Source organism: Stenotrophomonas sp. BR163 (assembly GCF_047520985.2).
In the GTDB taxonomy this organism is placed as follows: domain Bacteria; phylum Pseudomonadota; class Gammaproteobacteria; order Xanthomonadales; family Xanthomonadaceae; genus Stenotrophomonas; species Stenotrophomonas sepilia.
In genome coordinates this window covers 16,729-42,127 of record NZ_JAXBRE020000017.1, presented here as the reverse complement: position 1 = coordinate 42,127, position 25,399 = coordinate 16,729, and the positions used below count along the sequence as shown (strand labels likewise).

The following is a 25,399-nucleotide window of genomic DNA, read 5'->3' as shown; positions in this document are numbered from 1 at the left end:
GTCAGGTACTCCGGGATGCGGCGGCGTCGAGGTTGGCGTCCAACCAGTCGGCCAAGCCGGTGAGGGTGTCGAACTGCAGGTCCGGCTGCAGTTTCGGATGGGTCCAGGTGGCTGCTTCGCGGTTGATCCAGCACCCGCGCAGGCCGGCGGTGATCGCCCCGGCCACGTCCATTTCGGCGTGGTCGCCGACATGTAGCACCTGTGCCGGCGCCACACCCAGTCGGGTGCAGGCGGCGTGGAAGATGCTTGCCTCCGGCTTGGCCGCGCCGTGTTCGCGCGCGCCCAGCTGGAAGGCGAAATGATGCGCCAGGCCGATCCGCTCCAGATCGGCGTTGCCGTTGCTCAGCGCTGCCACCGGCACCCGCGCGGCAATCCTCGCCAGCGCATCGATCGCATCGGGATAGCACTCGACCTGGTTGCGCGCGGCGTAGAACACTTCGTACGCCGGCTCCAGCAGATCGAGGCTGGCGCCGCTGGCGTGCAGCGCTTCGTGCAGGGTCAGCCGACGCAGCGCGCTCAGGTCGTGGTGGAGGTGCGGATGGGCGTGGTACAGGCGCTCGCGCAGTTCGCGCATCGCCGCCACCGGATACATCGCGGCGGTGGCGGGGCTGTGTTCACGCATCCACTCGTGCAGGACCAGATCGATGCGGGCGCCGATCGGAGCGAACGGCCACAGCGTGTCGTCAAGGTCGAGAGTGATGGCTTGGACGGGGAAATTCACCCCTCCATTCTACGCCTGCCCGCGCGGGCTTTCATTCCAGCAGCCGTGCCCAGCCCTGCATGCCTTCCAGCCGTGCCAGCACCAGCTTGATGCAGACCAGCAGCGGCACCGCCAGCAGCAGGCCGATCATGCCCCAGGCCCAGCCGAACACCATCAGCGCCAGGATCAGCACCAGCGGCGACAGCTTCATGCGCCGGCCCAGCACGATCGGGGTCACCATCTGCCCTTCCAGAGTGTGCAGGGCCAGGTACGCGGCCGCCGGCAGCAGCGCCTGCAGCGGGTCGCGGAATTCCACGAAGCCCATCAGCAGCATCAGTGCCACGCCGATCAGCGGACCGACGTACGGGGCAAAGTTCAGCAGCGCGGCCACCGTGCCCCACAGCAGCGCCTCCTGCAGGCCGATGCCGAGCAGCATCAGCACGCCGGCGAACACCAGCCCGACCAGGGTGTTGATCACGCTGATGGTCAGCACATAGCGCGAGACTTCGCGCTCGATCGACCGCAGGATGTCGGCGGTGAAGCGCTGCTGCTGGCGGTTCGGGAACAGCGCGATCGCCGCGCGCTGCAGGCTCTGCCCGTAGATCATGAAGAACAGGGTCAGCAGCACCACGGCCAGCACCGAGGCGGCAAGCCGTGGCGCGCGGGTCAGCATGCGGTACGGGTCGTCGAGCTGGGTGCGGATCACCTGCACCTTATGGTTGCTGTCGCCGCCGGCGACGCGGGCGAAGTTCTCCGCCGCCTGGTTGGCCTGCTGCACCGGCTTGGTCAGGTCCTGCACCTGGCGGGCGACCTTGCGCAGCTGCTGCGGGGCTTCCTGCGCCCATTCCATCGCCGGGCCGATCAATTGCACCGCCAGCGAACCGGTCACGCCCAGGCCGGCGCCGAGAATCAGCAGCGCGCCCAGCGCGCGCGGAATCCACAGTTTCTGCAGCAGGCGCAGGATCGGGTTGCCGACCAGTGCGAAGAACATCGCCAGCAGCACCGGCAGGATGATGTCCTGCGCCGCCCACAGCGTGTAGCCCACCGCCAGGGTCGCCAGCACCACCAGCGACATCGGCCCGCGTGGGCGAGACGGAGGCGGCAGCGGTGCCTCCGGGTCCTGTGGATCGGCTGGTGACGGGGACAGGGAGGACTCGCTCATCGACGCATCAGCCGGAAAGGGGAGCGCATTATCCGCCGGCCGCCATCGGCGCGGCGGATTCCATGGATCAACGTTCGGACAGTTCGGTGGCCGCCTCGGCCGGGCGCGGTTCGCGCAGGTCCGGTTCCGCCTCCGGCACAGCTCGCGCCGCCGCTGCGGGCCGCGCTTCAGCGGCGGAGGCCGCTGCGTGTGCCTGTTCGCTGGCATCGCCGGCTTCTTCGGCCGCATCGTCGGCGGTGGCCGCCGCCTGCGCCGCCATCGCCGTGGCGAACGCTGCCTGCGCACTGGCGAACAGGTTCGAGACCGAACCCACCATCTGCAGCCAGCGCGCACCGTTGACCTTGCCCGGCATTTCCAGCTTGCCGGCAATGAAGCCACCGGCCAGGCCCACTACCACGATGCGTAGTGGCGACCAGCCCTGGCGCCAGACCTGGCTGAGCGTCGACCAGTGGTCCTGGGTCTCGACCAGACGCACGGTCACCACCTGTTCGCAGCGCTTCACCCGCCGCTGCAGCGCACCGAACTTCATGGCTTGCCCTCTGGCAGCTGCACATCGGCATCGGGGTCGTCTTCGCTGGGCTCATCGAACAGGCCCAGGCGGGACAGCTGGCGCCGGGTGGCGTGCATGCCGGTGTGGTGGAAGAAGTAGGACACCCGCCAGATCGCATAACCGGTGACGGCCAGGCTCAGCAGCGAGGTGATCAGCAGGGCCTGCAGCCAGCTCAGGCCCCAGCTCTGCAGCAGGGCGATGAGGGTGGCGGCCATCAGCAGCCAGGCCGACGCACCAAATACGATCGCTACCCCGGCCCAGGCCAGTGCACGGCCGAATGCGCTGCGAGCCAGCGCAAAGTCGGCCGAGGCCAGCCGGCGCAGCGAACGCAGCGAGTGCTTGGCCGAATCGGCAGCGGCACGACCGGCCGCGCCGACCTGGCGGATGCTCTCATCCAGCGGCGGGGTGGCCGCCGGATCAGGGGCTTGCGCGTTGTCTTCGCTCACGCCGCGGCTTACTTGTCGCTGCTGCCGCGGGCCAGCTTGGCGATGATCCAGCCGGCAGCGAAGGCCACGCCGAACGAGGCCAGCGGACGTTCGCGGATCAGCTCGGCGGCGCTGTCGATCAGGTCCTTGCCCTTGTCCATCAGTGCATCGACCTGCTCCTTGGCGGCGGCACCACCAAACTCGGCAGCGGCCAGGCCGGACAGCGCGCTGTCGGACAGTTCAGCCTTGACGTTGGCCTTGCCGATCCGCAGTTCGTCGGTGGCGGCACCGGTGGCGCCCTTGATCGCACCGCCGGCGGCCGTGGCGGCCTGCTTCAGGTGGGAACCGGCTTCACCCAGGTGTTCCTTCAGGTTCTCGGTATTGGTGGGGCTCATCGAATCACTCCTGTTGCGATGGGGGAACGGGCGTCGGCGGTGCCGACCTGGACGGACAGCAATAGCATTGCCGGGGTATAGGGGGTGTTACGGCAGGGCGATCAGCGCATCACGAGCTGGCCCTGCTGCTGGCCATTGTTGCGCAGCACGCGCACCACCAGGGTCGGCGGGCGTTGCTGGAAATTGGCACGCCAGCTGGCCAGGTCGGCGAATTCACCCACGGTGGCGTCGGTGATGATGTCGCCCTGCTGCAGACCGTTGCTGGCCGCGCGGCTGCCGCGCTTGACCTCGCTGACCAGCACGCCGCCGACGCCAGACTGTCGCAGTGACTCGGGCAGGTCGACGAAGGTCGCACCGGTCAGGCGCGGGTCCAGGCTCTCACCGGTGACCGCGCGCGCCTGTTCCTTCAGCGTCGCCTTGATCTGCAGTGGCTTGCCTTCGCGGCGTACGTCCAGCGTCATCGCGCTGCCGACGGCGGCCAGGCCTTCCACGTTGTGCAGGGCCTCGGCGCTGTCCACGCGCTGGCCGTTGGCCGACACCACCACGTCGCCCGGCTTCAGCCCGGCTGCGGCGGCGGCCGAACCGGCCAGCACGCGGGTGATCAGCGCACCGCGGGTTTCGCCCAGGCCCAGGCCCTGCGCGATCTGCGCGGTCAGGTTCTGGCTTTCCACGCCCAGCGTGCCGCGCACCACCACGCCGTGCTTGACCAGCTGGTCGACCACGCTGCGCGCCAGGTTGGAAGGAATCGCCAGGCCCAGGCCGATGTTGCCGGCCATGCTGCCCTGCGGGTTGAAGCTGGCGGTATTGATGCCGACCAGCTGGCCCTGCAGGTCGACCAGCGCGCCACCGGAGTTGCCCGGATTGATCGACGCATCGGTCTGGATGAAGTTCTGGTAGCCCAGCCCGCGGATGCCGCTGCGGCCCACCGCCGAGACGATGCCGGACGTGACCGTCTGGCTGAAGCCGAACGGGTTGCCGATGGCCACCACGAAGTCGCCTACGCGCAGCTGGTCGCTGTTGCCGAGCTTGATGTCGGTCAGGTTCTGCGCCGGAATGCGGATCAGCGCGATGTCGGTATCGCGGTCCGAACCGAGGAACTCGGCCTTGACCGTGCGCCCGTCCGCCAGTGTCACCTGCACGTCATCGGCGTTCTCGATGACATGGTGGTTGGTCAGCACCAGGCCTTCCTTGGCGTCGATGATCACGCCCGAGCCCAGCGATTCGTTGATGCGCTCCTGCGGAATGTCCGGGAACAGGCGGCGGAAGAACGGGTCGTTGAAGAACGGGTTGCGCACGCGCACCACCTGCTTGGTGTTGACGCTGACCACCGCTGGCATCGCCTTCTCCAGCATCGGTGCCAGCGACGGCACTGCCTGTCCGGCCACCGAGGCCGGCAGCGCAGCCGTGGTCGGCAGCACCGCCGGCAGTGGTGCTGCATCGGCACGGTTGTCCAGGTGGGCATTGATGCCGGTGGCAACGAAGCCACCGAAGGCGGCGGCGATTGCGAGCGTGAGCAGGGTGGGAAGCGGTCGCATGGTTGTCGGTTCGCTGGCGTGGGTGGGGGCGGTTCGGCCCTACGGTAGAACAAGCTGAATGAGTGTGTCGCGATCTGGATAAATGCGCCATGAAAACGGGTGCCTCGAAGGGGAGAGCGCGGGGGCCAGAACGCGCTTGTGGCGACACCCGGGCAGGTGATGGGTGCGCCATTCAAGGCCAACGCGCGCCGCACTGGCACAGGCGGATACGTGCGCAGTTCCGCGCAGGCGGGTGCCGCAATGCGCCACGACGGATGCCGGACGCTGCCTCCGTGCACGTGCGCGCGGCGACGGCCAGACAATGCTGGGTTTGCGTAGCGCAGCACTGAAAAAAAGGGGTTTGCTGCGAACCGCAGGTGGCAACAGGGGCTGCTGCGTACACCATCGGCGTCGCAACAGATGCGATTGCCGGCACATGCCCCGTTCCACGATCGTCAATGTCGGTATAGCATCGCCCCGTTTTGATACTTAAGGCCCGCAGGAGGGCAACATGAGCAACGGTAATGGTGTGTCGGTCGTGACCGACGCTGTCGAGAACGTGAAAGAAGCCGCCACCAACGTCGGCGAGACCATCGCCCACGCCGCCGAAGACGCAGTGAAGTCGGTCAAGAAGACCGTCAAGCGCGCCAGCAAGGCTGCCGGTACCCGCGTGGCCAAGGCCAAGAAGGCCGTGGCCAAGGTCGAGAAGACCGTTGCCAAGAAGGCCGAGAAGGCTGCCAAGTCGGTCGGCAAGACGGTTGCCAACGCCAGGAAGAAGCTGGAAGCGGCCAAGAAGAACGCCAAGGCCGAAGCTGCTGCCCTGAAGAAGGAAGTGGCGAAGAAGAAGGCGGCTGCGGGCAAGGCCGTGACCAAGAAGGCCGCCGCTGCCAAGAAGACCACCAAGGCCACCACCAAGGCTGCCGGCAAGAAGGTCGCCACCGTGAAGAAGGCCGCCACCAAGAAGGCTGCTGTCGCGAAGAAGACCGTTGCCAAGAAGACCACGGCCGCCAAGAAGGTGGTTGGCAAGAAGGTCGCCACCGCCAAGAAGGCTGTGGCCAAGAAGGCCGTCGCCGCCAAGAAGGCCGTGGCTGCGAAGAAGGTTGTCGGCAAGAAGGTTGCCGCCACCAGGAAGGTCGCCACCAAGAAGACTGCCGCCGCCAAGAAGGTTGTGGGCAAGAAGGCTGCCGTCGCCAAGAAGGCCGTTGCCAGGAAGACCACTGCTGCCAAGAAGACTGTCGGCAAGAAGGTCGCTGCGACCAAGAAGGTCGTCGCCAAGAAGGCTGCACCGCTGAAGAAGGTCGCCGCCAAGAAGGCTCCGGCCAAGAAGGCTGTTGCCAGGAAGGCCCCGGCCAAGGCCGTGCGCAAGGTCGCCAAGCGCAAGTAATCGCGCCGTGACCGAAGGCCCTGCCGCCCACCGGGTGGTGGGGCCCTTCGCGTTTTCGGGGCGCGGTCTGGGGCAAGATGCAGATCCTTCCCGCCGGAGCCCCAGCATGCGCTGGTATCGATTTCAGTTCCTGGCAGGGCGTGCTGTCCACGTTGGCCGGCCTGGTCCTGATCACCCTGCTGGGCGTGGGCATCCGCCTGCTGGTGATGCAGACCCTGCAGCAGCGTCGCGAGCGCGAGAACCGGCAGATCAACGAGCGGCTGCGCACACTGATGGCGGCCTACAAGACCCTGGGCGGTTCATTCACTGGTGAACTGGGCGTGGATCCCAGCCATCGCCGCGATCTGCGCCAGCGCGAAGCGGCCGAAGGCATCGCCGAACCGCGTTCGGATCGAACGCGTCGCATCCGCGATGCGGTCGAGGCCGCGCTCTCGGACATTCTGTTGCTGGGCACCGACGAACAGGTGCGGCTGGCCGCGCGCGCTGCCAACGATCTTGCACAGGGGCGACCGGTGCATACCCACGAACTGGTGGGCTCGCTGCGCGACTTCGTGCGCGAAGCGCTGGATCTGGCGCCGATTCCTCCCGACCTGCGGATTCCGCCGCAGGGGCCGACCCGCCCCGCTGCCAGTGGTGGCGGCAAGGGGCGCAACGATGGCGATGCCAAGGGCGGCCGTGCGGGTGGTGGCGGAGGTGGGGGCGGCGGAATGGGCGCTGGCATGGGCGGCATGGGCCTCGGTGCCGGCGCCGCACTGGGCGCCGGCCATGCCACTGCCAGCGATGAAACGGACGCGCGCTGAGCACGTCCGCCGGGTTCAGCGGGTCAGCTCGTAGATCGGCACGAAGCCGCCGTAGATCATCCGCGCACCGTCAAACGGCATCGGATTCTTCGTTGGATCAAACCGCGGGTCTTCCATCATCTTCTTCATGCCGGCGTCGCGGGTCGGTTTGTCGGGCCATTCGATCCAGGAAAACAACACCGTCTCGTCCGGCGTGGCTTTCACCGCGCCGAAGAAATCGGTGGTCTTGCCGTGCGGCACGTCATCGCCCCAGCACTCGACCACGCGCAGTGCGCCGTACTCGATGAAGACCGGATCTCCTGTGCGTGCATGGGCGAGGAACTTCTCCTTGTTGGCGGTGGGCACCGCCAGGACGAAACCATCGATGTAGCTCATTGCCAGCCTCCGGATGGACCGTGCCACATGCACGGCCTTCAAGTACACGACGAACCAGCGCGGCGGGGATCGACATCCCGCGTACGCCTGTTCAGCCCGGGCCACCCGGGAGCGGGGCCAGCGCCGTATCCGGTGGCTGCTGGCCGGCGAGGTGGCGCACGAAGTAGTCCCACATGCGGTGCGTATAGGTGGCGTCGTTGCGGAACAGTTCGTGGTCCTGTCGAGCCAGGTACAGCAGGTCGTAGCGACGCTGGGCCTTGTTCAGGGCCGCGGCCAGCTGCAGGGTCAGCGCGGGTGGCGCGTTCTCGTCCAGTTCGCCATAGACCAGCAGCAGATGCCCGCGCAGGTTGCCGGCCAGCGCCGCATTGTCGAGACCGGCAAAGGGGGCCGGCACGCCATCGGCCATGGCTGTAGCTGGCACGATGCCACCGAACAGCCGGTCCATGCCGTGCAGGGCGCCGCCGTACATGCCCTGGAAATTGTGGCTGCCGGCCGAGGCCACGGCCACCCTGTAGAACGCGGGGTAGCGCAGCAGGGCACGCGCCGCGCTGTAGCCGCCGAACGAATGCCCATAGATGCCGACCCGCTGCAGGTCGATACCCTGGTAGCGTTCGCCCAGCTGGCGCAGTGCGGCCACATGGTCATCGAGCTGTACATCGGCGCCGTGCAGGAAGCTGCTGTCATGGAATGCCTTGTCGCGGCCGCCGGTGCCGCGGGCATCGATGCTGACCACCACGAAGCCGAGCTCGGCGAGGCTGGCGCGGGATACCGGGTTCTGCGCCGAGACCGCTTCGGCATAGGTGACCGGCGCATTGCTGATGAAAGCACCGCCGTACATCGCGTCGATCACCGGGAAGCTTCCGTCATCGCGATAGTCGCGGGGCAGGTAGATGGTGGCGAAGATCGGCGTGCGCCCGTCGGCGGCCAGCAGCCGCTCGCGCCGTGGCGGCCGCCAGCCAGCAGTGATGACCGCCTGCGTATCCGCAGCCTCCAGCACCATCACTTCGCGGCCATCGTCGCTGGCGCGCAGCACCGTGCGTGGCGGCTGCGTGAGGCTGGACACCGTATCCACCAGGTAGCCACCGCCGGGTGACAGCGCTTGCGGTGCACGTCCACCGAACAGCATGCCGGTGCCCGCATCAGCCAGGTGGTCGTCGCCATCGGCGGCCAGGCGCTGCACCGCTCCGCCGTGCAGCGGTACCCGGTACAGGCCACGCACGTAGGGATCGCCGCCCTCGACACCGCCGGCACTGAAGTACGCCCAATCGCCTGCGCTGTCCACGCCGAGCAGGTCCCGCACCGCCCACCGGCCGCCGGTGAGCTGGCCCATCACCTTGCCGTCGGACAGGCGCACCCGGTACAGATGGCCCCAGCCATCGCGCTGCGAGAACCACACGGCGGTGTCCCGGCCGGGCAGGATTGCCACCGCTGGCCGGTTGTAGGAATACACGTTGAGCTGCAGGCGGGTATCACTGGACTCCTCCAGCACGGTGCGCAGCGCACCGCTGCCGGCGTCGATCTCTACCAGGCGCAGGCGCCGTGGCATGCCGAAGTGCGCCATCGCGGCGTACAACCGGCCACCGTCCCAGCCCAGGATGCCCGCTTCGCTCAGGATGTTCCAGCCCTCGGGCAGGGTGATGTCCTGCTGCCGGCCGCTGCGTACATCGACGATGTACAGGCTGTCGCGCACCTGCTGTGCATCGCCCAGTACCCCCAGCTTCACGGTGTGCACGCGTGGGCGCGCGCTGTTGGCCGGCGTGCTTTCCAGATAGGGGTAGTCCTGCAGCGCACGCTCGTCGTAGCGGATGCCGGCCACGTAGCGGCCATCCGGTGACCAGCCGACCGCAAACGGCCGCACCGGCATCCGGCCCTGGCGGCGCGGAATGCCGCGGAGGGTGAAGTCCGGCAGTACGCCATAACCATGACCGGGTTCGCCGCCGGTGGTCAGTGCCCGTGCTGCCGTTCCGGGCGACTGCAGCCACAGATTGTGGTCGCGCACCTGCAGCCAGGCATCGCCAGCGGGCGAAAGCAACGCATCTGTCGGCGGCATCGCATCCTGCGACGGCGCGCATTGCCAGCGCGGCCACCGGCAATCGATCGGCGCCTCGCCGCTGAATCGCAGGCGCAGGCCATCGTCGGTTGCCTGCACGCTGGCCAGTCGCAGGCGTGGCCCGCTGGCACCGAAGGGCGCCACCGCGCTGTCCAGTGCGGCGGGCTCGAACAGGACCTTGCCCGTGGCCTGTAGCGGATCGACCAGTACCGCCTGGCGTCGACCGCGTGCATCCTCGCGCTCATACCAGAAGCGGCCATCGGCCAGCCAGTTCGGCACGACCGAGGCATTGCGCAATGCACCGCGCAGGTGGCTGTCGTGCACGCGCTCGGCCCGCTGGTAATCAGAAGGCTGCAGTGGCTGAGCCGATGCAGTGGAACACCCGTCGATGAAGGCGAGGACGACAGCGCAGAGCGGGAACCGCAGCGGGGCAGGCACGTGCAAGGTAACCTCCTGTTGCAAGGGTCAGCGAAACTCGAATGCACGCGCGCCGCGCGCGTATGCCAGATACAGCCTGAATCAAGCCAAAAAATTCAGCAACGCGAAGGCTGCTGTTTTCAGGGAGCGTTGTGGCGAATAACGGAGAATTTACATTCCCGATGCGATGGCGCCCTGGCGCTGCTGCACACCATAAGAAAGTAAAGGTGTACCCCCATGAAGAATTCGCTGATTGCTCTGGCCCTGGCCGCCGCCCTGCCGTTCACCGCCTCGGCTGCTGAGAACCTGTCCTACAACTACGCCGAAGCCAACTACGCCAAGACCGACAACGACGCGTTCAAGTCCGACGGTTGGGGTGTGAAGGGCTCGTACGGCTTCCTGCCGAACTTCCACGCTTTCGGTGAGTACAGCCGTCAGGAATTCGACCACACCAACGTCAAGCTGGACCAGTGGAAGATCGGTGCAGGCTACAACGTTGAAATCGCTCCGAGCACCGACTTCGTTGCCCGCGTTGCCTACCAGAAGCTCGACCCGAAGCACGGCCTGGACTTCAACGGCTACAGCGCTGAAGCCGGTATCCGCACCGCCTTCGGTGCCCACGCCGAGGTCTATGGCATGGTCGGCTACGAAGATTTCTCGAAGAAGCACGGCGTCAACCCGGAAGGCCAGTGGTACGGCCGCCTGGGTGGCCAGGTCAAGCTGAACCAGAACTGGGGCCTGAACGGCGAACTGAAGATGAACCGCGACGGCGACAAGGAATACACCGTCGGCCCGCGCTTCAGCTGGTAACCGCTGTTCCGGCGCGCCTGCGCGCTGGAGAAGTCTCGACAGGCCCGGCTCTTGCCGGGCCTGTTGCGTTTGTGGCGGCGCGAAACAAAATGCCGTCTGACTGGTGGCGCACGCGGGCCGAGCATTGCAAGGAATTGGATTCCGCCGCTGCGGGCACCGGCCTACGGTGGATGTTCCATGTTGCCTGGACAGGCCGCGATGCCACCGACACTCCCGCCCCTGCGGCCTGATCGGCCACGACGCCTGGCGCTGCTGGATCCGCACCCGGTACTGCGGTTGGGCGTGGAAGTTCTGCTCCGCCAACACAGTGGTGTGCAGGTGCGCGTGAGCCTGTCCAACGAGGCGCGCCTGCTGCAGTTGCTGGAGCGCAGCCCGAGGTGCGTCGACCTGCTGCTGATCGATGCGCTGCCGATGGGCGACCTGGGCGATGGGTTGGCCCTGCTGCGCGTGCTGTCGCAGCGTTGGCCGGCGCTGCCGGTGCTGGTGCTCTCGGCGCACTGCAACGCCAGTACGGTGACCACCGCGATGCGAGCCGGCGCGCGCGGCTTCCTGTCCAAGTCGATGCCACCGGAGACGTTGCTGCGCGCCATTGACGTGGTCGCCCGTGGCGGCCGCTTCGTGCCACCGGAACTGCGTGAGGAGCTGAAGCTGCCACGCACACGCCGGGTATCTGCACCGGTGCTGACGCCGCTGAGCCAGCGCGAGCGTGAAGTGCTCGGGTTGGTGCTGAAGGGCGTCAGCACCAGTGAAATGGCCCTGCGCTCAGGGCGCTCGGCCAGTACCATCAGCTCGCAGAAAACGTCGGCCTACCGCAAGCTCGGCATTCGTGGTGACGGCGACCTGTTCCGCTTCCGCCACCTGCTCGAATGCGGCTGAGCGGCCTTACTCGCCCTGGTACTGCTTCTCTTCCACCAGCGCCGAACCGGCCACGCGGTTGATCTCGTTCTTCACCTGCACGCGCTCGCCATTGGTGCCATAGACACCGCGTGCCAGCTGGATGAATGCATCATCGAACACCTGGGCCGCTTCCTTGTCGCGCAGCTGGTCCTGGATGTCCCACATGCGTTCGTTGATCGCCTTCAGCTGCTGCTTCAGCGCGTCCAATGCCGGCTGCGCCTGCAGCTGCTGCTGCAGCAAGGGCAACAGGCCATCCAGTTCGGTGCGCACGTTGGCCAGCTTGGCAGCATCATCGATGCGCTCGGCCTTGATCTCGAGAATGGTGATCTTGTCGATCAGCTCGCCGATCGATACCGGGGTCAGGATGGCGTCCACGTGGTTGGTTCCTGGAAACAAGGCGCCATGATACCGCGCGGCTGGCGCGTAGCCTCCATCGACGGGATTTACGCCGAATTTGCGCCGCAGGCCGGGCAGCACCCTCGATCCGTTACGGCGGCGCACCCGACACTGCCGTCCCGGCGGCGCGACCGCCTTCGACGAGGAACACAGTGCAGTGAACAGCAAGGGGATGATGGCGGCGCTGGTGGCCGCCCTGGCAGGGCTGCTCGGGATCGGCAGCGCGCAGGCACAGGTGCAGGCCAGTGGCAGTGCTGCATTGACCAGCGACTACGTGTGGCGTGGCAGCTCGCAGAGCGATGGCGACCCGGCGGTGCAGGCCGGCGCGAAGGTCTCGATCCCGTCGGGATGGTACGCCAGCGTGTGGGGTTCGAACGTTTCGTTCAAACCGGACAATGGCGCGCGCAGCGAGTTCGACCTGGTGGCGGGCTGGTCCGGCGCACTGGCACCGGACTGGAGCCTGGATGCGAACCTGACCCGTTACGTGTACCCGGGCACCGGCCGCGCGCTGGACTGGACCGAGCTCAACACCACGTTGACCTGGAAGCAGCGCGCCTGGCTGCAGGTCGCCCATTCCAACGATGCGTTGGCCGGTGGCCATCGCGGTACCTATGCCCAGCTGGGTGTGCGTGTGCCGTTGCACGAACGCCTCCGCCTGGAAGCAGCGGTGGGCCAGTACTGGCTGGCCACCGCGCAGGGCCCGGACTACCTGCATGGGCAGCTCAGTGCCATCGCCTCGCTTACCCCGGCATGGGAACTGCGCGCCACCGTGCATGACACGGACAACGCAGCCAAGCGCCTGTTCCCCGGCAACGCCGGTGGGCGATGGGAGCTGGCGCTGCAGGGCAGCTTCTAGTCGGCCAGCGACGCCTGGCGCGCGCGCAGCGCGCCGGGCAGCCACAGCAGCAGGGCCAGCACGGCCACGGCAGCGCCGGCCACGCAGACGCCGGTCCAGCCGAAGCGCTGGTAGACCTGCGCAGACAGCAGCGAACCCAGCGAACCGCCGATGAAATAGCCGGTCATGTAGCCGGCATTGAGGCGGTTGCGTGCCGCCGGTTGCAGCGCGTAGATCAGGTTCTGGTTGCTGACGTGCAACAGCTGCGCGGCCAGATCCAGCACCACCACGCCCAGCAGCAATGCCAGCAGCGAGTGTGCGGACAGCCCCAGCGGCAGCCACGACAGCAGCAACAGCAGCAGTGCAATGGCGGTGGCACGCCCGGTCTGGCCACGGTCGGACATGCGGCCAGCCAGGCCGGCCGCCAGTGTGCCGGCCGCGCCGACCAGCCCGAACAGGCCGATGGTGGCGTCGCTGTAGGCATACGGCGGCTGTGCCAGCAGGAACGCGAGCGGGGTCCAGAAGATCGCGAACATGGCGAAGCTGCAGGCGCCCAGCAGCGTGCGCTGGCGCAGCACCGGTTCCTGCACGAACAGCACGCCGATCGAGCGCAGCAATGCGAAATAGCCAAGGCCGGCGCTGTGGTGGAATCGCGGCAGGCCGCGCTGCAATGCCATTGCTGTCAGCACCAGGGTGGCAGCGGCGATCGCATACACCAGGCGCCAGTCGCCCAGGCTGGAAAGCAGGCCGGCCACGGTACGCGCCAGCAGGATGCCCAGCAGCAGGCCACTCATCAATGTTCCGACCACGCGGCCGCGGTGTTCCGGCGCGGCCAGCGTGGCGGCGAACGGCACCAGTACCTGGGCCACCACCGAAAACAGGCCGGTGATCGCAGTGCCCACCAGCAACCAGGTCAGCGACGGTGCGCAGGCACTGATCACCAGTCCGCCCGCCGACAGCAGGCTCATCACCACGATCAGGCGGCGGCGTTCGAACAGGTCACCCAGCGGCACCAGCAGGATCAAGCCGGCGGCATAGCTCAGCTGCGCGGCGGTAACCACCATGCCGACCTGGCCGAACGGCACGCCGAAGGCGTCGGCGATGGTGTGCAGCAGCGGTTGCGCATAGTAGTTGCTGGCCACGGCCACGCCGGTGGCGACCGACATCAGCAGCACCTGCCAGCGGTGCAGGGGGGGAAGGGACGGGCTCACGCGATGTTCCAGGAAGCGGGGGCACAGTGTCCGCCTGCTGCGAGCATGATGGAAATGAATCATCATCATCCATGCCATCTGAAAACAAGATAGTTGTATGAACCTCAAGCAGCTCGAGTTCGCCGTGGCGCTGGCCGAAGAGGGCAATTTCACCCGTGCCGCCGAGCGCTGCCACGTGGTGCAGTCCGCGCTCAGCCACCAGATCGCCCACCTGGAACAGGAACTGGGTGCCACGCTGTTCGAGCGCCTGCCGCGCCAGGTGCGGGCCACCGCCGCCGGCGAGGCGTTGCTGGTGCACGCACGCCAGGTGCTGGCCAGCCTGCACCACCTGCGCGCCGACGTGGCCGCCGTCAGTGGCGAAGTGCGTGGGTTGCTGGCCATCGGGCAGATTTCCTCGCTGACCGGAATCGACGTTGTGGCGATGCTGGCGGCGTTCCAGCGCGTGCACCCGCAGGTGGAGTTCCAGTTGCGCGTGGACAAGAGCGAGGACCTGATCGCGCAGGTACAGTCGCGCGCGCTGGATGTGGCACTGGTCGGCCTGGCGCCTTCGGCAGCGCTGGACGGTGTCTGCCATCAGGTGCTGCAGGAGGAGGATCTGGTAGCGGTACTGGCGCCATCGCACCGGCTGGCCGGGCGCAAGCGGCTGCCATTGGCCGCACTGCAGGATGAAGCATTGGTCGACTTCCCGCGCGGCACCGGCGCACGCCGGCAGACCGATGATGCTTTTGCCGCAGCCGGACTGCCGCACACGGTCCGTTTCGAGGTCAACCTGATGGAACTGGTCGAGCGCTTCGTCCGCCATGGGTTGGCGGTCGGCATCGTGCCGGCATTGATCGCCGATGGGTTCCAGGGCGTGGTGCAGATTCCGCTGCAGCCGACCCCGACCCGGCGCGTGCACCTGGTCTGGCAGCGCCTGCCGACACCAGCGGCGCGGGCGTTCGTCGACGCCGTGCTCAGCCGCGCAGGCGCAGGCTCAGGCCCTTGAGGAAGTTGCGCAGCATCTGGTCCAGGCAACGCCGGTAGTTGGCGTGCCCGGGTTGACGGAACAGCGCGCCCACTTCCGACTTGGAGACATTGAAACCTGCGCTGGCAAAGATCTCCATCAGGTCCACGTCGCGCAGCTGGAACGCCACGCGCAGCTTCTTCAGCACCAGGTTGTTGTCGATGCGGGTTTCCACTGCGCGCTGCGGCTGGCTCTCGTCGCGGCCACGCAGGTGCACGATCAGGCCGTCGAGGAAGTGCGCCAGCGCGCTGTCGTTCATCGCCTCGAAACCGGCTTCGTCCTCGCGGCGCAGCCAGGCCTTCACCTGCCCGGTATCCACGGCAAAGGCCGGGTCGGCCATCTGGCACAGGGCGACCACGTGCTGGTCACCCAGGTCCAGGGAATAGCGCACGCTGCGCAGGACATCATTGTTGATCATGGCCCAATTGTACCGGCCCCTGGCGTGTCACCGGAGTGTCATCGAACTGCAGCATCGTGAGCACTCGTTCGCTGGGACCCTTGCATGCGCCGGTATCTGTTTTCCGCACTACTGCTCGCCGGCAGCTTCGCTGCCTTTGCCCAGGACCGCTTCGTACCCGTCGAGCGGCGTCTCAGTGCATCCCAACTGGCCGAGGTCGGGCTCAGTCCAGCGCAGTTGCAGGCGTTGAACCGGGTACTGCGCGAGGCAGAGAGCACGGCCGCCGCGTCGACGGCAGCGGTGGCCCCGGTCGCTGCGCCGCTGCCTGCCAAGGTGCCGGCACCGGCAGCAATGCATCTGGGCCTGGATGACGAACCGGTCAGTGCCCGTGTGGTCGGAGAGGTCGCAGGCTGGCAGCCCGGCACGCTGTTCACCCTTGATAACGGCCAGCAATGGCAGGTGATGAAGGGACAGATGAAGCTGCACAAGGTGTTGCAGTCGCCGCAGATCGCCGTTGTTCCAGGAATTGCCGGGCGCTGGTTCCTGCAGGTCGACGAAGACCTGCCCAAGGCCAGAGTGTTTCGCGTGCGTTGAGCCGGGGGGACGACTGGACGGCGGGCACCTCAGGACGGGCCGGGAATGCCAGAATGGGCGTCCGGTTTTTCCCCCTGGAGTTGCCTGATGACCCGCACTGTCCTGATTACCGGCGCCACGTCCGGCTTCGGCGCCGCCGCCGTCCACCGCTTCGCCCAGGCCGGCTGGAAAGTGATCGCCACGGGCCGCCGCAGCGAACGCCTGCAGCCGCTGGTCGAGCGCTACGGCAAGGACGTGGTGCACGCCGCCGCCTTCGACATCCGCGATGCGGTGGCGATGGAGGCGGCCCTGCTGGCGCTGCCGCCGGCCTTTGGCGAGATCGACCTGCTGGTCAACAACGCCGGCCTGGCGCAGGGCACCGCGCCGGCACAGAGCGCCACGCTGTCGGACTGGACCACGATGATCGACACCAACATCACCGCGCTGGTGACCCTGACCCATCGCCTGCTGCCGCAGCTGGTGAAGCGCAAGGGCGCGATCATCAACATCTCGTCGGTGGCCGGCGTCTACCCGTACCCGGGGGGCAACGCCTACGGTGGCACCAAGGCCTTCGTCAGCCAGTTCTCGCTGGGCCTGCGTTCGGACCTGCACGGCACCGGCGTGCGCGTGACCACGATCGAGCCGGGCATGGCCGAAACCGAATTCACCGTGGTACGTACCCATGGCGATCAGAACGCCTCGGACAAGCTGTACAGCGGCGCCAACCCGATGACCGCCGAAGACATCGCCGAGCAGATCTTCTGGGTGGCCAGCCTGCCGCCGCACCTGAACATCAACCGGCTGGAGCTGATGCCGGTCAGCCAGTCGTTCGCCGGATTCCAGGTCGCCCGCGAGGGCTGACCGGAGTCGTAAACGCTTTTTGTAGAGTCGAACCATGCTCGACTGCATTCAACGGCAGTCGAGCATGGTTCGACTCTACAGAACAAAGAAAGCCGGGCACTGCCCGGCTTTTTCATTCACATCGGCAGGCTCACTGCGCCTTGATCGCCATCGCCTGCAGGCCGGTGCCATCCAGCTTCTGCTTGGCTTCGGACAACTCGCCGGCACTGCCGTACGGGCCCATGCGCACGCGGTACACGGTCTTGCCGTTGATCTGCGCCGACTCCACGCGTGCCGCCAGGCCCATCATGGCGAGCTTGGCCTTGGTGGCTTCGGCGTCACCGGAAGCACCGAAGGCTCCTGCCTGCAGGATGTAGCGGGCGTTGTCGGCGGCCGCCGGTGCAGCAGCGGATGCCGGCGGTGCCGACGCGGCGGGCGCGCTTTCCGCGCGCGGCGCTGGAGTGGCGGCCGCCGTGCTGGCCGACGGGGTTGCCGCGGCCGGGCGCTCGTTCAGCGGTGCCGGCAGCGGACGGTTGGTCGCGGTTACCGGCGCAGTGCTTGCGACGCTGGCCGTTGCGGTCGGTGCCGGCGTGGCCGTACTGGCCGGCGGTACCGGCTTGCCCTCCAGCGCGGCCTGCGCGCGCGACGCTTCGGCCTTGGCCCGGCGCTGATCCTCGGCGCGCGCGCTGGCGGCCAGTTCGGCGTCGGACATTTCCACTTCCTTGCCCGGCAGCAGGGTGTAGAAGTCGTACTGCGTCGCGGCGGGCTTCTCCGGTTCGGCCGGCTTCGGCGTGGCCGGCTGCGCGGCCGGCTGGCTGCCGACATCGCTGTCGGCATCAGCGACCGGGGCCGGCTGCGCGTTCGGGTTCGGCTGCGGACCGGCACGCAGGAAGCCATCGCCTTCGCCCTTGAACAGGTTCGGCGCCGCCAGGAACACCACGGCGGCGATCGCCACACCGGCCACCAGCCACACCCATCCGGGGGTGCCCTGGCTGCTGCTGTTGCGTCGTGCCTGGGTTTTGCCGCGTCGTGCTGCCATGTGTACTGCGTCTCCTGATGCTTACATTTTTTCCGGGGCACTCACGCCCAGGAGTTCGAGGCCGTTGGCCAGCACCTGGCGCGCCGCGCAGGCCAGGGTCAGCTTGGCGTTGCGATCGGTGGCGTCGTCCACCAGCACCGGCGTCCCGTGATACCACGTGTGGAAGGCATGCGCCAATTCACGCAGGTACTGCGCCACCAGGTGCGGCTCCAGCGCCACGCCGGCCGCTTCCACCACTTCCGGATACCGCGAGATCTCGTTCATCAGCCCCAGCGAGGCATCGTCGGCCAGGCGGCCCAGATTGGCCAGGCCATTGCCCTGCTCGTACACCAGGCCCTTTTCCTGGGCCTGGCGCAGCAGGCTGCAGACGCGGGCGTGCGCGTACTGCACGTAGAACACCGGATTGTCGTTGCTCTGCTGGCGGGCCAGGTCGATGTCGAAGGTCAGCTGCGAATCGGGCTTGCGCGCGATCAGGAACCAGCGGGTCGCATCGCGGCCGGCCTCGTCGATCAGGTCGCGCAGGGTGAAATAGCTGCCGGCACGCTTGGACAGCTTCACTTCCTCGCCGCCGCGCATGACGGTGACCATCTGGTGCAGCACGTATTCCGGCCAGCCCTGCGGGATGCCCACTTCCAGCGCCTGCAGGCCGGCGCGCACGCGCGCCAGCGAGCCGTGGTGGTCGGCGCCCAGTTCGGTGATCGCGCGCTCATAGCCGCGCTGCCACTTGGACAGGTGGTAGGCCACGTCCGGCACGAAGTAGGTGAAGGTGCCGTCGGACTTGCGCATCACGCGGTCCTTGTCGTCACCGAAGTCAGTGCTGCGCAGCCACAGCGCGCCGCCTTCCTCGTAGGTATGTCCCGAGGCCTGCAGCTTGGCCACGGCCTCGGCGACCTTGCCATCGGCGTACAGCGAGCTTTCCAGGAAGTAGATGTCGAAGTCGACGCCGAACGCAGCCAGGTCCAGGTTCTGCTCGTTGCGCAGGTAGGCCACGGCGAAGCGACGGATCGCCTGCATGTCCTCCGGATCCTTGGCGCCGACCACCAGGGTGCCTTCCAGGTCGACGCTGGCGCCGGCCATGTAGGCGCGGGCGACGTCGGCGATGTACTCGCCGCGGTAGCCGCCTTCCGGCCAGCCGTCCTGGTCCGGCGCAATGCCCTTAACGCGGGCCTGCACCGACAGCGCCAGGTTCTCGATCTGCACGCCGGCGTCGTTGTAGTAGAACTCGCGCTTGGCGTTCCAGCCGTTGGCATCGAGCACGCGGGCCACGCAGTCGCCGATCGCCGCCGCGCGGCCATGGCCGACATGCAGCGGGCCGGTCGGGTTGGCCGACACGTACTCCACGCCCACCGTGCGGCCATTGCCGGACAGGTTGCGGCCGTAGTCGTGGGCTTCCTTGATGACCGACGCGGCTTCGCGCTGGTACGCAGCCGGAGCCAGGTGGAAGTTGATGAAGCCGGGGCCGGCGATCTCGACCTTGCTGACGTCCTCGCTGCGCGGCAGCGCCTCGACCAGCGCCTGAGCCAGTGCGCGCGGATTGCTGCGCGCGGCCTTGGCCAGCAGCATCGCGGCGTTGGTGGCGAAGTCGCCATGGTCACGGGTCTTCGGGCGCTCGACCACGAAGTCCGGCGGCAGGGAGTCGGCGGGCAAGGTGCCATTGGCGCGCAAGGCTTCGATGCCTTGGCTGATCAGGGCGCGGAGGAGATTTTTCACGAGGCCTGCTGTGAGAATGAGCGGCGGAATCGCCCATTTTAGCGCAGATGCCCGCGCCCACGCTGACCAGAACATGCCTGCGGGGGTTCCTGCCCGGCCCTGGTCAGGCCCGCTCAGCCGAACAGGCGTGGCTGGGGCGGGGACAGCAGGCCCCGTTCAGCAAACGAAACGGGGCGGCCTTCACCGACCACGAAGTGGTCCAGCAGGCGTACGTCCACCAGTGCCAGCGCCTGCTGCAGTTCATCGGTGATCCGGGTATCGGCGCCGGAGGGTTCCGGGTCGCCGGAGGGGTGGTTGTGGCTGAGGATCACCGCTGCCGCATTGTGCAGCAGGGCTCGCCGCACCACCTCGCGGGGGTAGACCGGGGCGGCATTGATGGTGCCCTGGAACAGTTCCTCGCAGGCGATCAGCCGGTGGCGGTTGTCCAGGAACAGCGCCATGAAGATCTCGCGGGCCTGGCCGCGCAGGCGGTGCTGCAGGTAGCGGCCGACCGCGGCCGGGTTGTTGCCGACCGCCTCGCCCTGCTGAAGCTCGGCGGCCAGGTAGCGATGGGCGAGTTCCAGGCCGGCGGCCAGTGCACAGCTTCGTGCCGGCCCCAGTCCCGGCAACCGGGCCAGCTCGCGGGCCGGGCGGTCCAGCAGCACGCGCAGGGGGCCATGCGCCTGCAGCAGGTCGCGGGCGGTCTGCACCGCGTCGCGTCCACCGAAGCCGGAGCCGAGAAACAGCGCCAGCAGCTCTGCGTCGGACAACGTGGCGGGGCCGCGGGCGATCAGCTTCTCGCGGGGACGTTCCTGCTCGGGCCAGTCATGGATGGGCATGCCTGCATCATCGCCAGCGCGGGTGATGCGTCCCATCAGGGCAGGGCGCACGCCCGGGTAGGCTGTTGCCTCAGTCGCGTCGCGACTGCAGATAGGCGAACAGCTCCTGGTTGTTCTGCAGCCCCAGCTTGCGCTTGGCTTCGGCCTTCTGCCGGCTGATCGTTTTCGGGCTGCGGCCGCAGTGGACGGCGATGGCGTTCACTTTCAGCCCGGCGGCCAACAGGTCCAGCACTTCCTGTTCGCGGGCCGACAGCGCCGCCGGCTCACGCGCGAACATCAGGTCGCGCGCCTGCAGGTGGTCGCGCAGCTGCTGCGAGACGAACACCTGCCCAGCCATGGCCGCGTTCAGGGCCTGCGGCAACTCGCCGAAATCGGCGCACTTGTCGACCAGGCCACTGACACCTTCACGCAGCAGGCCATCGAGCAGGCCGGGGTGACGGGCGCCGGTAAGCACCACCACGGGCATGCCCGGGTGGCGTGCGCGCAGCTCAGCGATCAGTTCCGGGCCATCCGGGCCGGTGCCCGGCATGGAGAGGTCGGTCAGCACCGCGTCGCAGCCGTGGTGCTCGACCAGCTGCAGCAGCTGGGCGCCGTCACGCGCGCTGCCGACGACCTCCATCAGATGGGTCTGCAGCACGATGCGGATGCCGTGCAGGACGACGGGATGGTCGTCGGCGATGATGATGCGCGGGTGCACGCGGAATCCTCGAAAAGCGAAGCGGCACACCTGCGGTGGCCACTGACGATTCTGCAAACGTGGCCGGCCAACAGGTATAGGAAAGTTCCGAATCGCAGTGTCTTGAACCCCGGAAGCGTTGTGGCGCAAGTCCCATCTGCTGATAGCCGCCCGCTATGTGTGCCGTGTACCGGGACATTACCGACCATCGGGTAAGCTAATGCCCTCGTTTGCACAGGAATTCCAGGTGGCTGACTCCCCCAACGCTTCCCCCGCGCCGGCCCGCGCGCTGGAAGGCCAGAAACTGCTGTTGTGCGTCGGAGGCGGGATCGCGGCCTACAAGGCCCTGGAGCTGGTGCGGCGCCTGCGCGATGCCGGTGCCCAGGTGCAGGTGGCGATGACCGCCGGTGCCCAGCAGTTCGTCACTCCGCTCAGCTTCCAGGCCCTGTCCGGGCAGCCGACCCGCACCACGCTGTGGGACAGCGCCGCCGAGCAGGCCATGGGCCACATCGAGCTGGCCCGCTGGGCCGACCGCATCGTGGTCGCGCCGGGTACCGCCGATCTGCTGGCGCGGCTGGCCCAGGGCCATGCCGATGACCTGGTCAGCACCCTGTGCCTGGCCAGCACCGCACCGCTGACGATCTGCCCGGCAATGAACCACCGGATGTGGCTGCATCCGGCTACCCAGGCCAACATCGCCCTGCTGCGCCAGCGCGGTGCGCAGGTGATCGGCCCGGTCGATGGCCCGCTGGCCGAAGGTGAATCCGGCCCCGGCCGGCTGGCTGAACCGGGCGATATCGTGGCCGCGCTGGTGGCCAATGGCGGTACCGCTGCGACGGTTGCCGCGCCGGAAACCCGTGCCCTGCAGGGCTTGCGCCTGCTGATCAGTGCCGGCCCGACCTACGAAGACATCGATCCGGTGCGCTACGTCGGCAACCGCAGCAGCGGCAAGATGGGCTTTGCCCTGGCCGCTGCCGCCGCCGCGCTGGGTGCGCGCGTGGTGCTGGTCAGCGGCCCGGTCCAGCTGCCGACGCCACCGGGCGTGCAGCGCATCGACGTGCGCTCGGCTGCGCAGATGCGCGATGCCGTACTGAAGTCGCTGCCCGCCGACATCTATATCGGTGCCGCCGCAGTGTCCGACTACACCCCGCGCCAGGTCGCCGCGCAGAAGCTGAAGAAGACCGCCGACAGCCAGTCGCTGGTGATCGAGCTGGTGCGCACGCCGGACATCCTGGCCGAAGTCGCCGCGCAGACGCAGTCGCTGAAGCTGGTGGTCGGCTTTGCCGCCGAGACCCACGACGTGGAGAAATATGCACGCGGCAAGCTGATCGACAAGCGGCTGGACCTGGTGATCGCCAACCAGGTCGGCATCAGTGGCGGTGGTTTCGAGAGCGACAACAATGCCGCCACGGCCTTCTGGCAGGACGGTGAACAGGTATTCCCGGCCACCTCCAAGCGCGAACTGGCCGAACAACTGCTGGCGCTGATCGCGCGGAGACTCCAGGCATGACCCAGGCATCCCTTTCCCGGCCGCTGCAGGTCAAGCTGCTCGATCCGCGCTTCGGCGACAGCTGGCCGCTGCCGGCCTACGCCACCGAAGCCAGCGCCGGCATGGACCTGCGCGCGGCGCTGGATACCGCACTGACCCTGCAGCCGGGCGACACCGCGCTGGTGCCCAGCGGCCTGGCCATCCACATTGCCGACCCGAACCTGTGCGCGGTGATCCTGCCGCGTTCAGGGCTGGGCCACCGGCACGGCATCGTGCTGGGCAATGGCACCGGCCTGATCGATGCCGACTACCAGGGGCCGCTGCTGATCAGCGTCTGGAACCGTGGCCGCGAGGCCTTCACCATCGAGCCCGGCGATCGCATCGCGCAGCTGGTGGTGGTTCCGATTGCCCGCGTCAGCCTGCAGGTGGTGGATACTTTCACCGACAGCGTGCGGGGCACGGGTGGATTCGGCCATACCGGGGTGCGTTGACAGGGGACATCGATGAGCGGCATCGGGGAAGGACAGCGGGGACGGTCGTTGGGTCGCAGTGCACCACTACTGGGGGTGCTGCTGATCCTGCTGGCCGGCTGGTTCGGATGGAGCGCGGTGCAGCAATGGCGGCAGGAGGCCAACGGCCAGGCGCTGGAAGAAGCGCGCGACCAGGCCGTGCAGGGCCTGCAGCAGGCCGCTGCTGGCCAGTTGCAGCAGCTGCAGCAGCAGTTGAAGAACGATCGCGTGCAGCAGGCGCTGCAGGCCGGCGATGCCGCTGCAGCGGCGCTGGCCGTGCGCGAGAGCTGGACCGGGGTTGAGCAGGTCGAGGTGCTGACGGCCGATCTGGCCAACGCCTATGCCGATCCGGCCACCTTCGGGTATGCACGCCTGGCCCTGCTGGAAGCGGCGGTGGCTGAGGGCAAACCCAGCCTGCGCGTCGTCCGCGATGGTGGCAGCAATCGCCTGGGCCTGGCTGCGCCAGTGCAGCTGGGCAGCCTGGGGCCGGCCGTGATCTATGTCCGCCAGCCGCTGCTGCGGCTGACCTCGCCGCTGGACCAGGTGCGTGCGCCGTCCGCCGGCTTCCTTGGCCTGCGCCAGGGTGGCTTCGATCTGGTCACCCAGGGCGACGCGGGCCTGTCCGAAAGTGCGGAAGCGCTGGCGCGCCCGGTTGCAGGCACGCCGCTGCGACTGGTCGCGTCGGTACCGAATGTCGACGCCGGTCCGCTGGGCCTGGGCGCGCTGGCCAGCGCCATTGTGGCGTTGCTGCTGGCGTTCATTGCCGTGTTGCTGGTGGTGGGACGTGACCGACTGCCGAAGTCGCTGCCCTTGCCGCGCCGCGCCGCAGCGTCCGAGGCCGACCATGGCCCGACCCTGAGCGAGAGCCTGCAACAGGCGCCGCCACCCGTGGCCGCTGTGACCGGCAGTGGCGATGTCAAACCACCGCCGCCACCGCCGTTGCCGGCCGAGGAGCTGGCCGCCGGCATCTTCCGCGCTTATGACATCCGCGGCGTGGTGGGCAGTGAACTGACACCGAAGACCGCGGCGCAGATCGGCCAGGCCATCGGCACCGTGGCACTGGAGCAGGGCCTGCGCGAGGTGGTGATCGGTCGCGATGGCCGCCTGTCCGGTCCCGAGCTGACGGCCGGGCTGGCCGAGGGCCTGCGCCGTTCCGGCTGCGCGGTGATCGACATCGGCCTGGCGCCGACACCGCTGGTGTACTACGCCGCCTTCCATCTGCGTACCGGCACCTGCGTGGCAGTCACCGGCAGCCACAATCCGCCCGAGTACAACGGCTTCAAGGTGGTCATTGGCGGCGAGACGCTGTCCGGCGATGCCATCACCGATCTCTACCAGCGCATCGTCGAGGGCCGCCTGGTGCAGGCCGCCGAGCCCGGTGACTACCAGCAGCGCGATGTCAGTGCCGACTACATCCAGCGCATCGCCGATGACGTGCAGCTGGACCGCCCACTGAAGGTCGTGGCCGATGCCGGCAATGGCGTGGCCGGCGCACTGGCGCCGCAGCTGCTGGAAGCGATCGGCGCCGACGTCATTCCGCTGTACTGCGATGTCGACGGCACCTTCCCCAACCATCATCCCGACCCGAGCGAACCGGCCAACCTGGAAGACCTGGTGCAGACGGTCAAGCGCTTTGGCGCCGATCTCGGCGTGGCCTTCGATGGCGACGGCGACCGGCTGGGCGTGGTGACCGGCGAAGGCCGGATCATCTACGCCGATCGCCTGCTGATGCTGTTCGCTGCCGATGTGTTGATGCGCAATCCGGGCGCGATGGTGATCTACGACGTGAAGTGCACCGGCAAGCTGTCCGACCATGTGCTGCGCAACGGTGGCAGCCCGCTGATGTGGAAGACCGGGCATTCGCTGATGAAGGCGAAGATGCGCGAGACCGATGCCGAGCTGGCCGGCGAGATGAGCGGCCACTTCTTCTTCAAGGAACGCTGGTTCGGTTTCGACGACGGTCTGTACGCCGCTGCGCGATTGCTGGAGATCCTGGCCCAGCGCGAGGAAACCCCGGACGAGGTGCTGGGCGAACTGCCGGAAATGGTCGCCACGCCGGAGCTGAAGGTACCGGTGGCCGACGGGACGCCGCATGCCCTGGTGGCGATGCTGGTGGCGGCGGCGCAGTCGCCGGACAACCCGTATGTGGGTGGCCGCCTGTCGACCATCGATGGGCTGCGCGTGGACTTCGCCGATGGCTGGGGCCTGGTGCGTGCCTCCAATACCACGCCGGTGCTGGTGCTGCGCTTCGAAGGCAACGACGAGGCCGCACTGGAACGCATCCAGGCCCTGTTCCGCAGCCAGCTGCAACCAGTGCTGGGCGACACCCCGCTGGGGTTCTGACCCCTTTGGAAGCTGCAGCAGAATGGGTAGTGCCGGCCGCTGGCCGGCAAGCCCATGAACCTCACACACCCTGCAGTTGCC

General features: G+C 67.9%; 26 protein-coding genes. 11 read left to right on the top strand and 15 right to left on the bottom strand.

Going from position 1 to position 25,399, the window contains the following annotated elements:
* Position 1 precedes the first annotated feature (1 nt).
* The 6 genes from ACM0PY_RS14445 to ACM0PY_RS14420 form a co-directional block, all read right to left on the bottom strand.
* Positions 2–721: an HAD family hydrolase gene (locus tag ACM0PY_RS14445; protein ID WP_134971637.1), complete on the bottom strand. Its 720-nt coding sequence runs from the start codon at positions 719–721 to the stop codon at positions 2–4.
* A 31-nt stretch (positions 722–752) separates the two neighbouring features.
* A complete protein-coding gene (locus ACM0PY_RS14440) occupies positions 753–1,862 on the bottom strand; it encodes an AI-2E family transporter (protein WP_072168716.1) in 1,110 nt (369 codons plus the stop codon).
* A gap of 67 nt (positions 1,863–1,929) precedes the next feature.
* Positions 1,930–2,391: a protein sip-5 gene (locus ACM0PY_RS14435; RefSeq protein ID WP_069138037.1), complete on the bottom strand. Its 462-nt coding sequence runs from the start codon at positions 2,389–2,391 to the stop codon at positions 1,930–1,932.
* The gene (locus ACM0PY_RS14430; RefSeq protein WP_004153834.1) at positions 2,388–2,858 is read right to left on the bottom strand and encodes a phage holin family protein; all 471 of its coding nucleotides are present in this window, start codon (positions 2,856–2,858) and stop codon (positions 2,388–2,390) included. Before ACM0PY_RS14430 ends, ACM0PY_RS14435 begins: the two co-directional genes overlap by 4 nt.
* 8 nt (positions 2,859–2,866) lie before the next feature.
* The gene (locus ACM0PY_RS14425; RefSeq protein WP_004153835.1) at positions 2,867–3,232 is read right to left on the bottom strand and encodes a hypothetical protein; all 366 of its coding nucleotides are present in this window, start codon (positions 3,230–3,232) and stop codon (positions 2,867–2,869) included.
* Positions 3,233–3,333: 101 nt separating this feature from the next.
* Positions 3,334–4,767, bottom strand: coding sequence for a Do family serine endopeptidase (locus ACM0PY_RS14420; protein WP_180885696.1), 1,434 nt, complete (start codon positions 4,765–4,767; stop codon positions 3,334–3,336).
* Between the two features lie 490 nt (positions 4,768–5,257).
* Here ACM0PY_RS14420 and ACM0PY_RS14415 point away from each other — a divergent pair, with 490 nt between their 5' ends.
* Positions 5,258–6,130 (top strand): histone, encoded by an 873-nt coding sequence (locus tag ACM0PY_RS14415; RefSeq protein ID WP_180895462.1) that lies wholly within the window; start codon positions 5,258–5,260, stop codon positions 6,128–6,130.
* A gap of 77 nt (positions 6,131–6,207) precedes the next feature.
* The gene (locus ACM0PY_RS14410; RefSeq protein WP_180885699.1) at positions 6,208–6,930 is read left to right on the top strand and encodes a hypothetical protein; all 723 of its coding nucleotides are present in this window, start codon (positions 6,208–6,210) and stop codon (positions 6,928–6,930) included.
* A 15-nt stretch (positions 6,931–6,945) separates the two neighbouring features.
* On the opposite strand, the gene ACM0PY_RS14405 is transcribed toward ACM0PY_RS14410, so the two are convergent.
* Positions 6,946–7,305, bottom strand: a complete 360-nt coding sequence (locus ACM0PY_RS14405; protein WP_180885701.1) for a DUF1428 domain-containing protein — start codon at positions 7,303–7,305, stop codon at positions 6,946–6,948.
* 91 nt (positions 7,306–7,396) lie between these two features.
* Positions 7,397–9,799, bottom strand: a complete 2,403-nt coding sequence (locus ACM0PY_RS14400; protein ID WP_180885703.1) for a S9 family peptidase — start codon at positions 9,797–9,799, stop codon at positions 7,397–7,399.
* 210 nt (positions 9,800–10,009) lie between these two features.
* On the opposite strand from ACM0PY_RS14400, the gene ACM0PY_RS14395 reads away from it, so the two are divergent.
* Together ACM0PY_RS14395 and ACM0PY_RS14390 are read left to right on the top strand one after the other, a co-directional pair.
* Entirely contained in the window at positions 10,010–10,582 is a 573-nt protein-coding gene (locus ACM0PY_RS14395) for an OmpO family porin (protein WP_072168711.1), read from the top strand.
* 177 nt (positions 10,583–10,759) lie between these two features.
* Positions 10,760–11,458, top strand: coding sequence for a response regulator transcription factor (locus ACM0PY_RS14390; protein WP_111007699.1), 699 nt, complete (start codon positions 10,760–10,762; stop codon positions 11,456–11,458).
* A gap of 6 nt (positions 11,459–11,464) precedes the next feature.
* On the opposite strand, the gene ACM0PY_RS14385 is transcribed toward ACM0PY_RS14390, so the two are convergent.
* Positions 11,465–11,854, bottom strand: coding sequence for a DUF6165 family protein (locus ACM0PY_RS14385; RefSeq protein ID WP_049414316.1), 390 nt, complete (start codon positions 11,852–11,854; stop codon positions 11,465–11,467).
* A 178-nt stretch (positions 11,855–12,032) separates the two neighbouring features.
* Here ACM0PY_RS14385 and ACM0PY_RS14380 point away from each other — a divergent pair, with 178 nt between their 5' ends.
* The gene (locus ACM0PY_RS14380; RefSeq protein ID WP_072168709.1) at positions 12,033–12,731 is read left to right on the top strand and encodes a TorF family putative porin; all 699 of its coding nucleotides are present in this window, start codon (positions 12,033–12,035) and stop codon (positions 12,729–12,731) included.
* On the opposite strand, the gene ACM0PY_RS14375 is transcribed toward ACM0PY_RS14380, so the two are convergent.
* Positions 12,728–13,876: an MFS transporter gene (locus tag ACM0PY_RS14375; protein WP_219633469.1), complete on the bottom strand. Its 1,149-nt coding sequence runs from the start codon at positions 13,874–13,876 to the stop codon at positions 12,728–12,730. The two genes, ACM0PY_RS14380 and ACM0PY_RS14375, sit on opposite strands and share 4 nt — an antisense overlap.
* Positions 13,877–14,018: 142 nt before the next feature.
* On the opposite strand from ACM0PY_RS14375, the gene ACM0PY_RS14370 reads away from it, so the two are divergent.
* A complete protein-coding gene (locus ACM0PY_RS14370; RefSeq protein ID WP_180885707.1) occupies positions 14,019–14,906 on the top strand; it encodes a LysR family transcriptional regulator in 888 nt (295 codons plus the stop codon).
* Here the strand turns inward: ACM0PY_RS14370 and ACM0PY_RS14365 are convergent.
* Positions 14,875–15,342 carry a YehS family protein gene (locus ACM0PY_RS14365; protein ID WP_005420526.1) on the bottom strand — a complete coding sequence of 156 codons (468 nt, stop codon included), beginning with the start codon at positions 15,340–15,342 and terminating at the stop codon, positions 14,875–14,877. The two genes, ACM0PY_RS14370 and ACM0PY_RS14365, sit on opposite strands and share 32 nt — an antisense overlap.
* A gap of 84 nt (positions 15,343–15,426) precedes the next feature.
* Between ACM0PY_RS14365 and ACM0PY_RS14360 the strand changes: the two genes are divergently transcribed.
* Positions 15,427–15,915 carry a hypothetical protein gene (locus ACM0PY_RS14360; protein ID WP_180885708.1) on the top strand — a complete coding sequence of 163 codons (489 nt, stop codon included), beginning with the start codon at positions 15,427–15,429 and terminating at the stop codon, positions 15,913–15,915.
* Between the two features lie 87 nt (positions 15,916–16,002).
* Entirely contained in the window at positions 16,003–16,755 is a 753-nt protein-coding gene (locus ACM0PY_RS14355; protein WP_180885710.1) for an SDR family NAD(P)-dependent oxidoreductase, read from the top strand.
* Positions 16,756–16,885: 130 nt separating this feature from the next.
* Here the strand turns inward: ACM0PY_RS14355 and ACM0PY_RS14350 are convergent, their stop codons facing one another.
* The 4 genes from ACM0PY_RS14350 to ACM0PY_RS14335 form a co-directional block, all read right to left on the bottom strand.
* On the bottom strand, positions 16,886–17,773 hold the full coding sequence (locus ACM0PY_RS14350; protein WP_065179000.1) for an SPOR domain-containing protein: 888 nt from the start codon (positions 17,771–17,773) through the stop codon (positions 16,886–16,888).
* Positions 17,774–17,794: 21 nt separating this feature from the next.
* On the bottom strand, positions 17,795–19,483 hold the full coding sequence (gene argS, locus ACM0PY_RS14345) for an arginine--tRNA ligase (protein WP_180885711.1): 1,689 nt from the start codon (positions 19,481–19,483) through the stop codon (positions 17,795–17,797).
* A 113-nt stretch (positions 19,484–19,596) separates the two neighbouring features.
* The gene (gene radC, locus ACM0PY_RS14340) at positions 19,597–20,301 is read right to left on the bottom strand and encodes a RadC family protein (protein WP_014035697.1); all 705 of its coding nucleotides are present in this window, start codon (positions 20,299–20,301) and stop codon (positions 19,597–19,599) included.
* Between the two features lie 70 nt (positions 20,302–20,371).
* Positions 20,372–20,998, bottom strand: a complete 627-nt coding sequence (locus tag ACM0PY_RS14335; protein ID WP_061478747.1) for a response regulator — start codon at positions 20,996–20,998, stop codon at positions 20,372–20,374.
* A gap of 199 nt (positions 20,999–21,197) precedes the next feature.
* On the opposite strand from ACM0PY_RS14335, the gene coaBC reads away from it, so the two are divergent.
* From coaBC to ACM0PY_RS14320, 3 genes are read left to right on the top strand one after another with little or no spacing between them, the layout of a single operon-like run.
* Positions 21,198–22,487, top strand: coding sequence for a bifunctional phosphopantothenoylcysteine decarboxylase/phosphopantothenate--cysteine ligase CoaBC (gene coaBC, locus ACM0PY_RS14330; RefSeq protein ID WP_180885713.1), 1,290 nt, complete (start codon positions 21,198–21,200; stop codon positions 22,485–22,487).
* Positions 22,484–22,957 carry a dUTP diphosphatase gene (dut, locus tag ACM0PY_RS14325; protein WP_061478745.1) on the top strand — a complete coding sequence of 158 codons (474 nt, stop codon included), beginning with the start codon at positions 22,484–22,486 and terminating at the stop codon, positions 22,955–22,957. Before coaBC ends, dut begins: the two co-directional genes overlap by 4 nt.
* Before the next feature lie 12 nt (positions 22,958–22,969).
* A complete protein-coding gene (locus ACM0PY_RS14320; RefSeq protein ID WP_180885727.1) occupies positions 22,970–25,318 on the top strand; it encodes a phosphomannomutase/phosphoglucomutase in 2,349 nt (782 codons plus the stop codon).
* Positions 25,319–25,399: the final 81 nt, after the last annotated feature.

Excerpts from the sequence above, each read along its gene's own strand:
- ACM0PY_RS14395 (WP_072168711.1), top strand. The coding sequence starts at position 10,010 with ATGAAGAATTCGCTGATTGCTCTGGCCCTGGCCGCCGCCCTGCCGTTC.
- radC (WP_014035697.1), bottom strand. The coding sequence starts at position 20,301 with ATGCCCATCCATGACTGGCCCGAGCAGGAACGTCCCCGCGAGAAGCTG.
- ACM0PY_RS14355 (WP_180885710.1), top strand. The coding sequence starts at position 16,003 with ATGACCCGCACTGTCCTGATTACCGGCGCCACGTCCGGCTTCGGCGCC.
- ACM0PY_RS14365 (WP_005420526.1), bottom strand. The coding sequence starts at position 15,342 with ATGATCAACAATGATGTCCTGCGCAGCGTGCGCTATTCCCTGGACCTG.
- ACM0PY_RS14410 (WP_180885699.1), top strand. The coding sequence starts at position 6,208 with ATGCAGATCCTTCCCGCCGGAGCCCCAGCATGCGCTGGTATCGATTTC.
- ACM0PY_RS14440 (WP_072168716.1), bottom strand. The coding sequence starts at position 1,862 with ATGAGCGAGTCCTCCCTGTCCCCGTCACCAGCCGATCCACAGGACCCG.
- ACM0PY_RS14375 (WP_219633469.1), bottom strand. The coding sequence starts at position 13,876 with ATGTCGGTCGCCACCGGCGTGGCCGTGGCCAGCAACTACTATGCGCAA.
- coaBC (WP_180885713.1), top strand. The coding sequence starts at position 21,198 with ATGCCCTCGTTTGCACAGGAATTCCAGGTGGCTGACTCCCCCAACGCT.
- ACM0PY_RS14415 (WP_180895462.1), top strand. The coding sequence starts at position 5,258 with ATGAGCAACGGTAATGGTGTGTCGGTCGTGACCGACGCTGTCGAGAAC.
- ACM0PY_RS14350 (WP_065179000.1), bottom strand. The coding sequence starts at position 17,773 with ATGGCAGCACGACGCGGCAAAACCCAGGCACGACGCAACAGCAGCAGC.
- ACM0PY_RS14425 (WP_004153835.1), bottom strand. The coding sequence starts at position 3,232 with ATGAGCCCCACCAATACCGAGAACCTGAAGGAACACCTGGGTGAAGCC.
- ACM0PY_RS14435 (WP_069138037.1), bottom strand. The coding sequence starts at position 2,391 with ATGAAGTTCGGTGCGCTGCAGCGGCGGGTGAAGCGCTGCGAACAGGTG.
- ACM0PY_RS14390 (WP_111007699.1), top strand. The coding sequence starts at position 10,760 with ATGTTGCCTGGACAGGCCGCGATGCCACCGACACTCCCGCCCCTGCGG.
- ACM0PY_RS14420 (WP_180885696.1), bottom strand. The coding sequence starts at position 4,767 with ATGCGACCGCTTCCCACCCTGCTCACGCTCGCAATCGCCGCCGCCTTC.
- ACM0PY_RS14405 (WP_180885701.1), bottom strand. The coding sequence starts at position 7,305 with ATGAGCTACATCGATGGTTTCGTCCTGGCGGTGCCCACCGCCAACAAG.
- ACM0PY_RS14370 (WP_180885707.1), top strand. The coding sequence starts at position 14,019 with ATGAACCTCAAGCAGCTCGAGTTCGCCGTGGCGCTGGCCGAAGAGGGC.
- ACM0PY_RS14320 (WP_180885727.1), top strand. The coding sequence starts at position 22,970 with ATGAGCGGCATCGGGGAAGGACAGCGGGGACGGTCGTTGGGTCGCAGT.
- ACM0PY_RS14360 (WP_180885708.1), top strand. The coding sequence starts at position 15,427 with ATGCGCCGGTATCTGTTTTCCGCACTACTGCTCGCCGGCAGCTTCGCT.
- dut (WP_061478745.1), top strand. The coding sequence starts at position 22,484 with ATGACCCAGGCATCCCTTTCCCGGCCGCTGCAGGTCAAGCTGCTCGAT.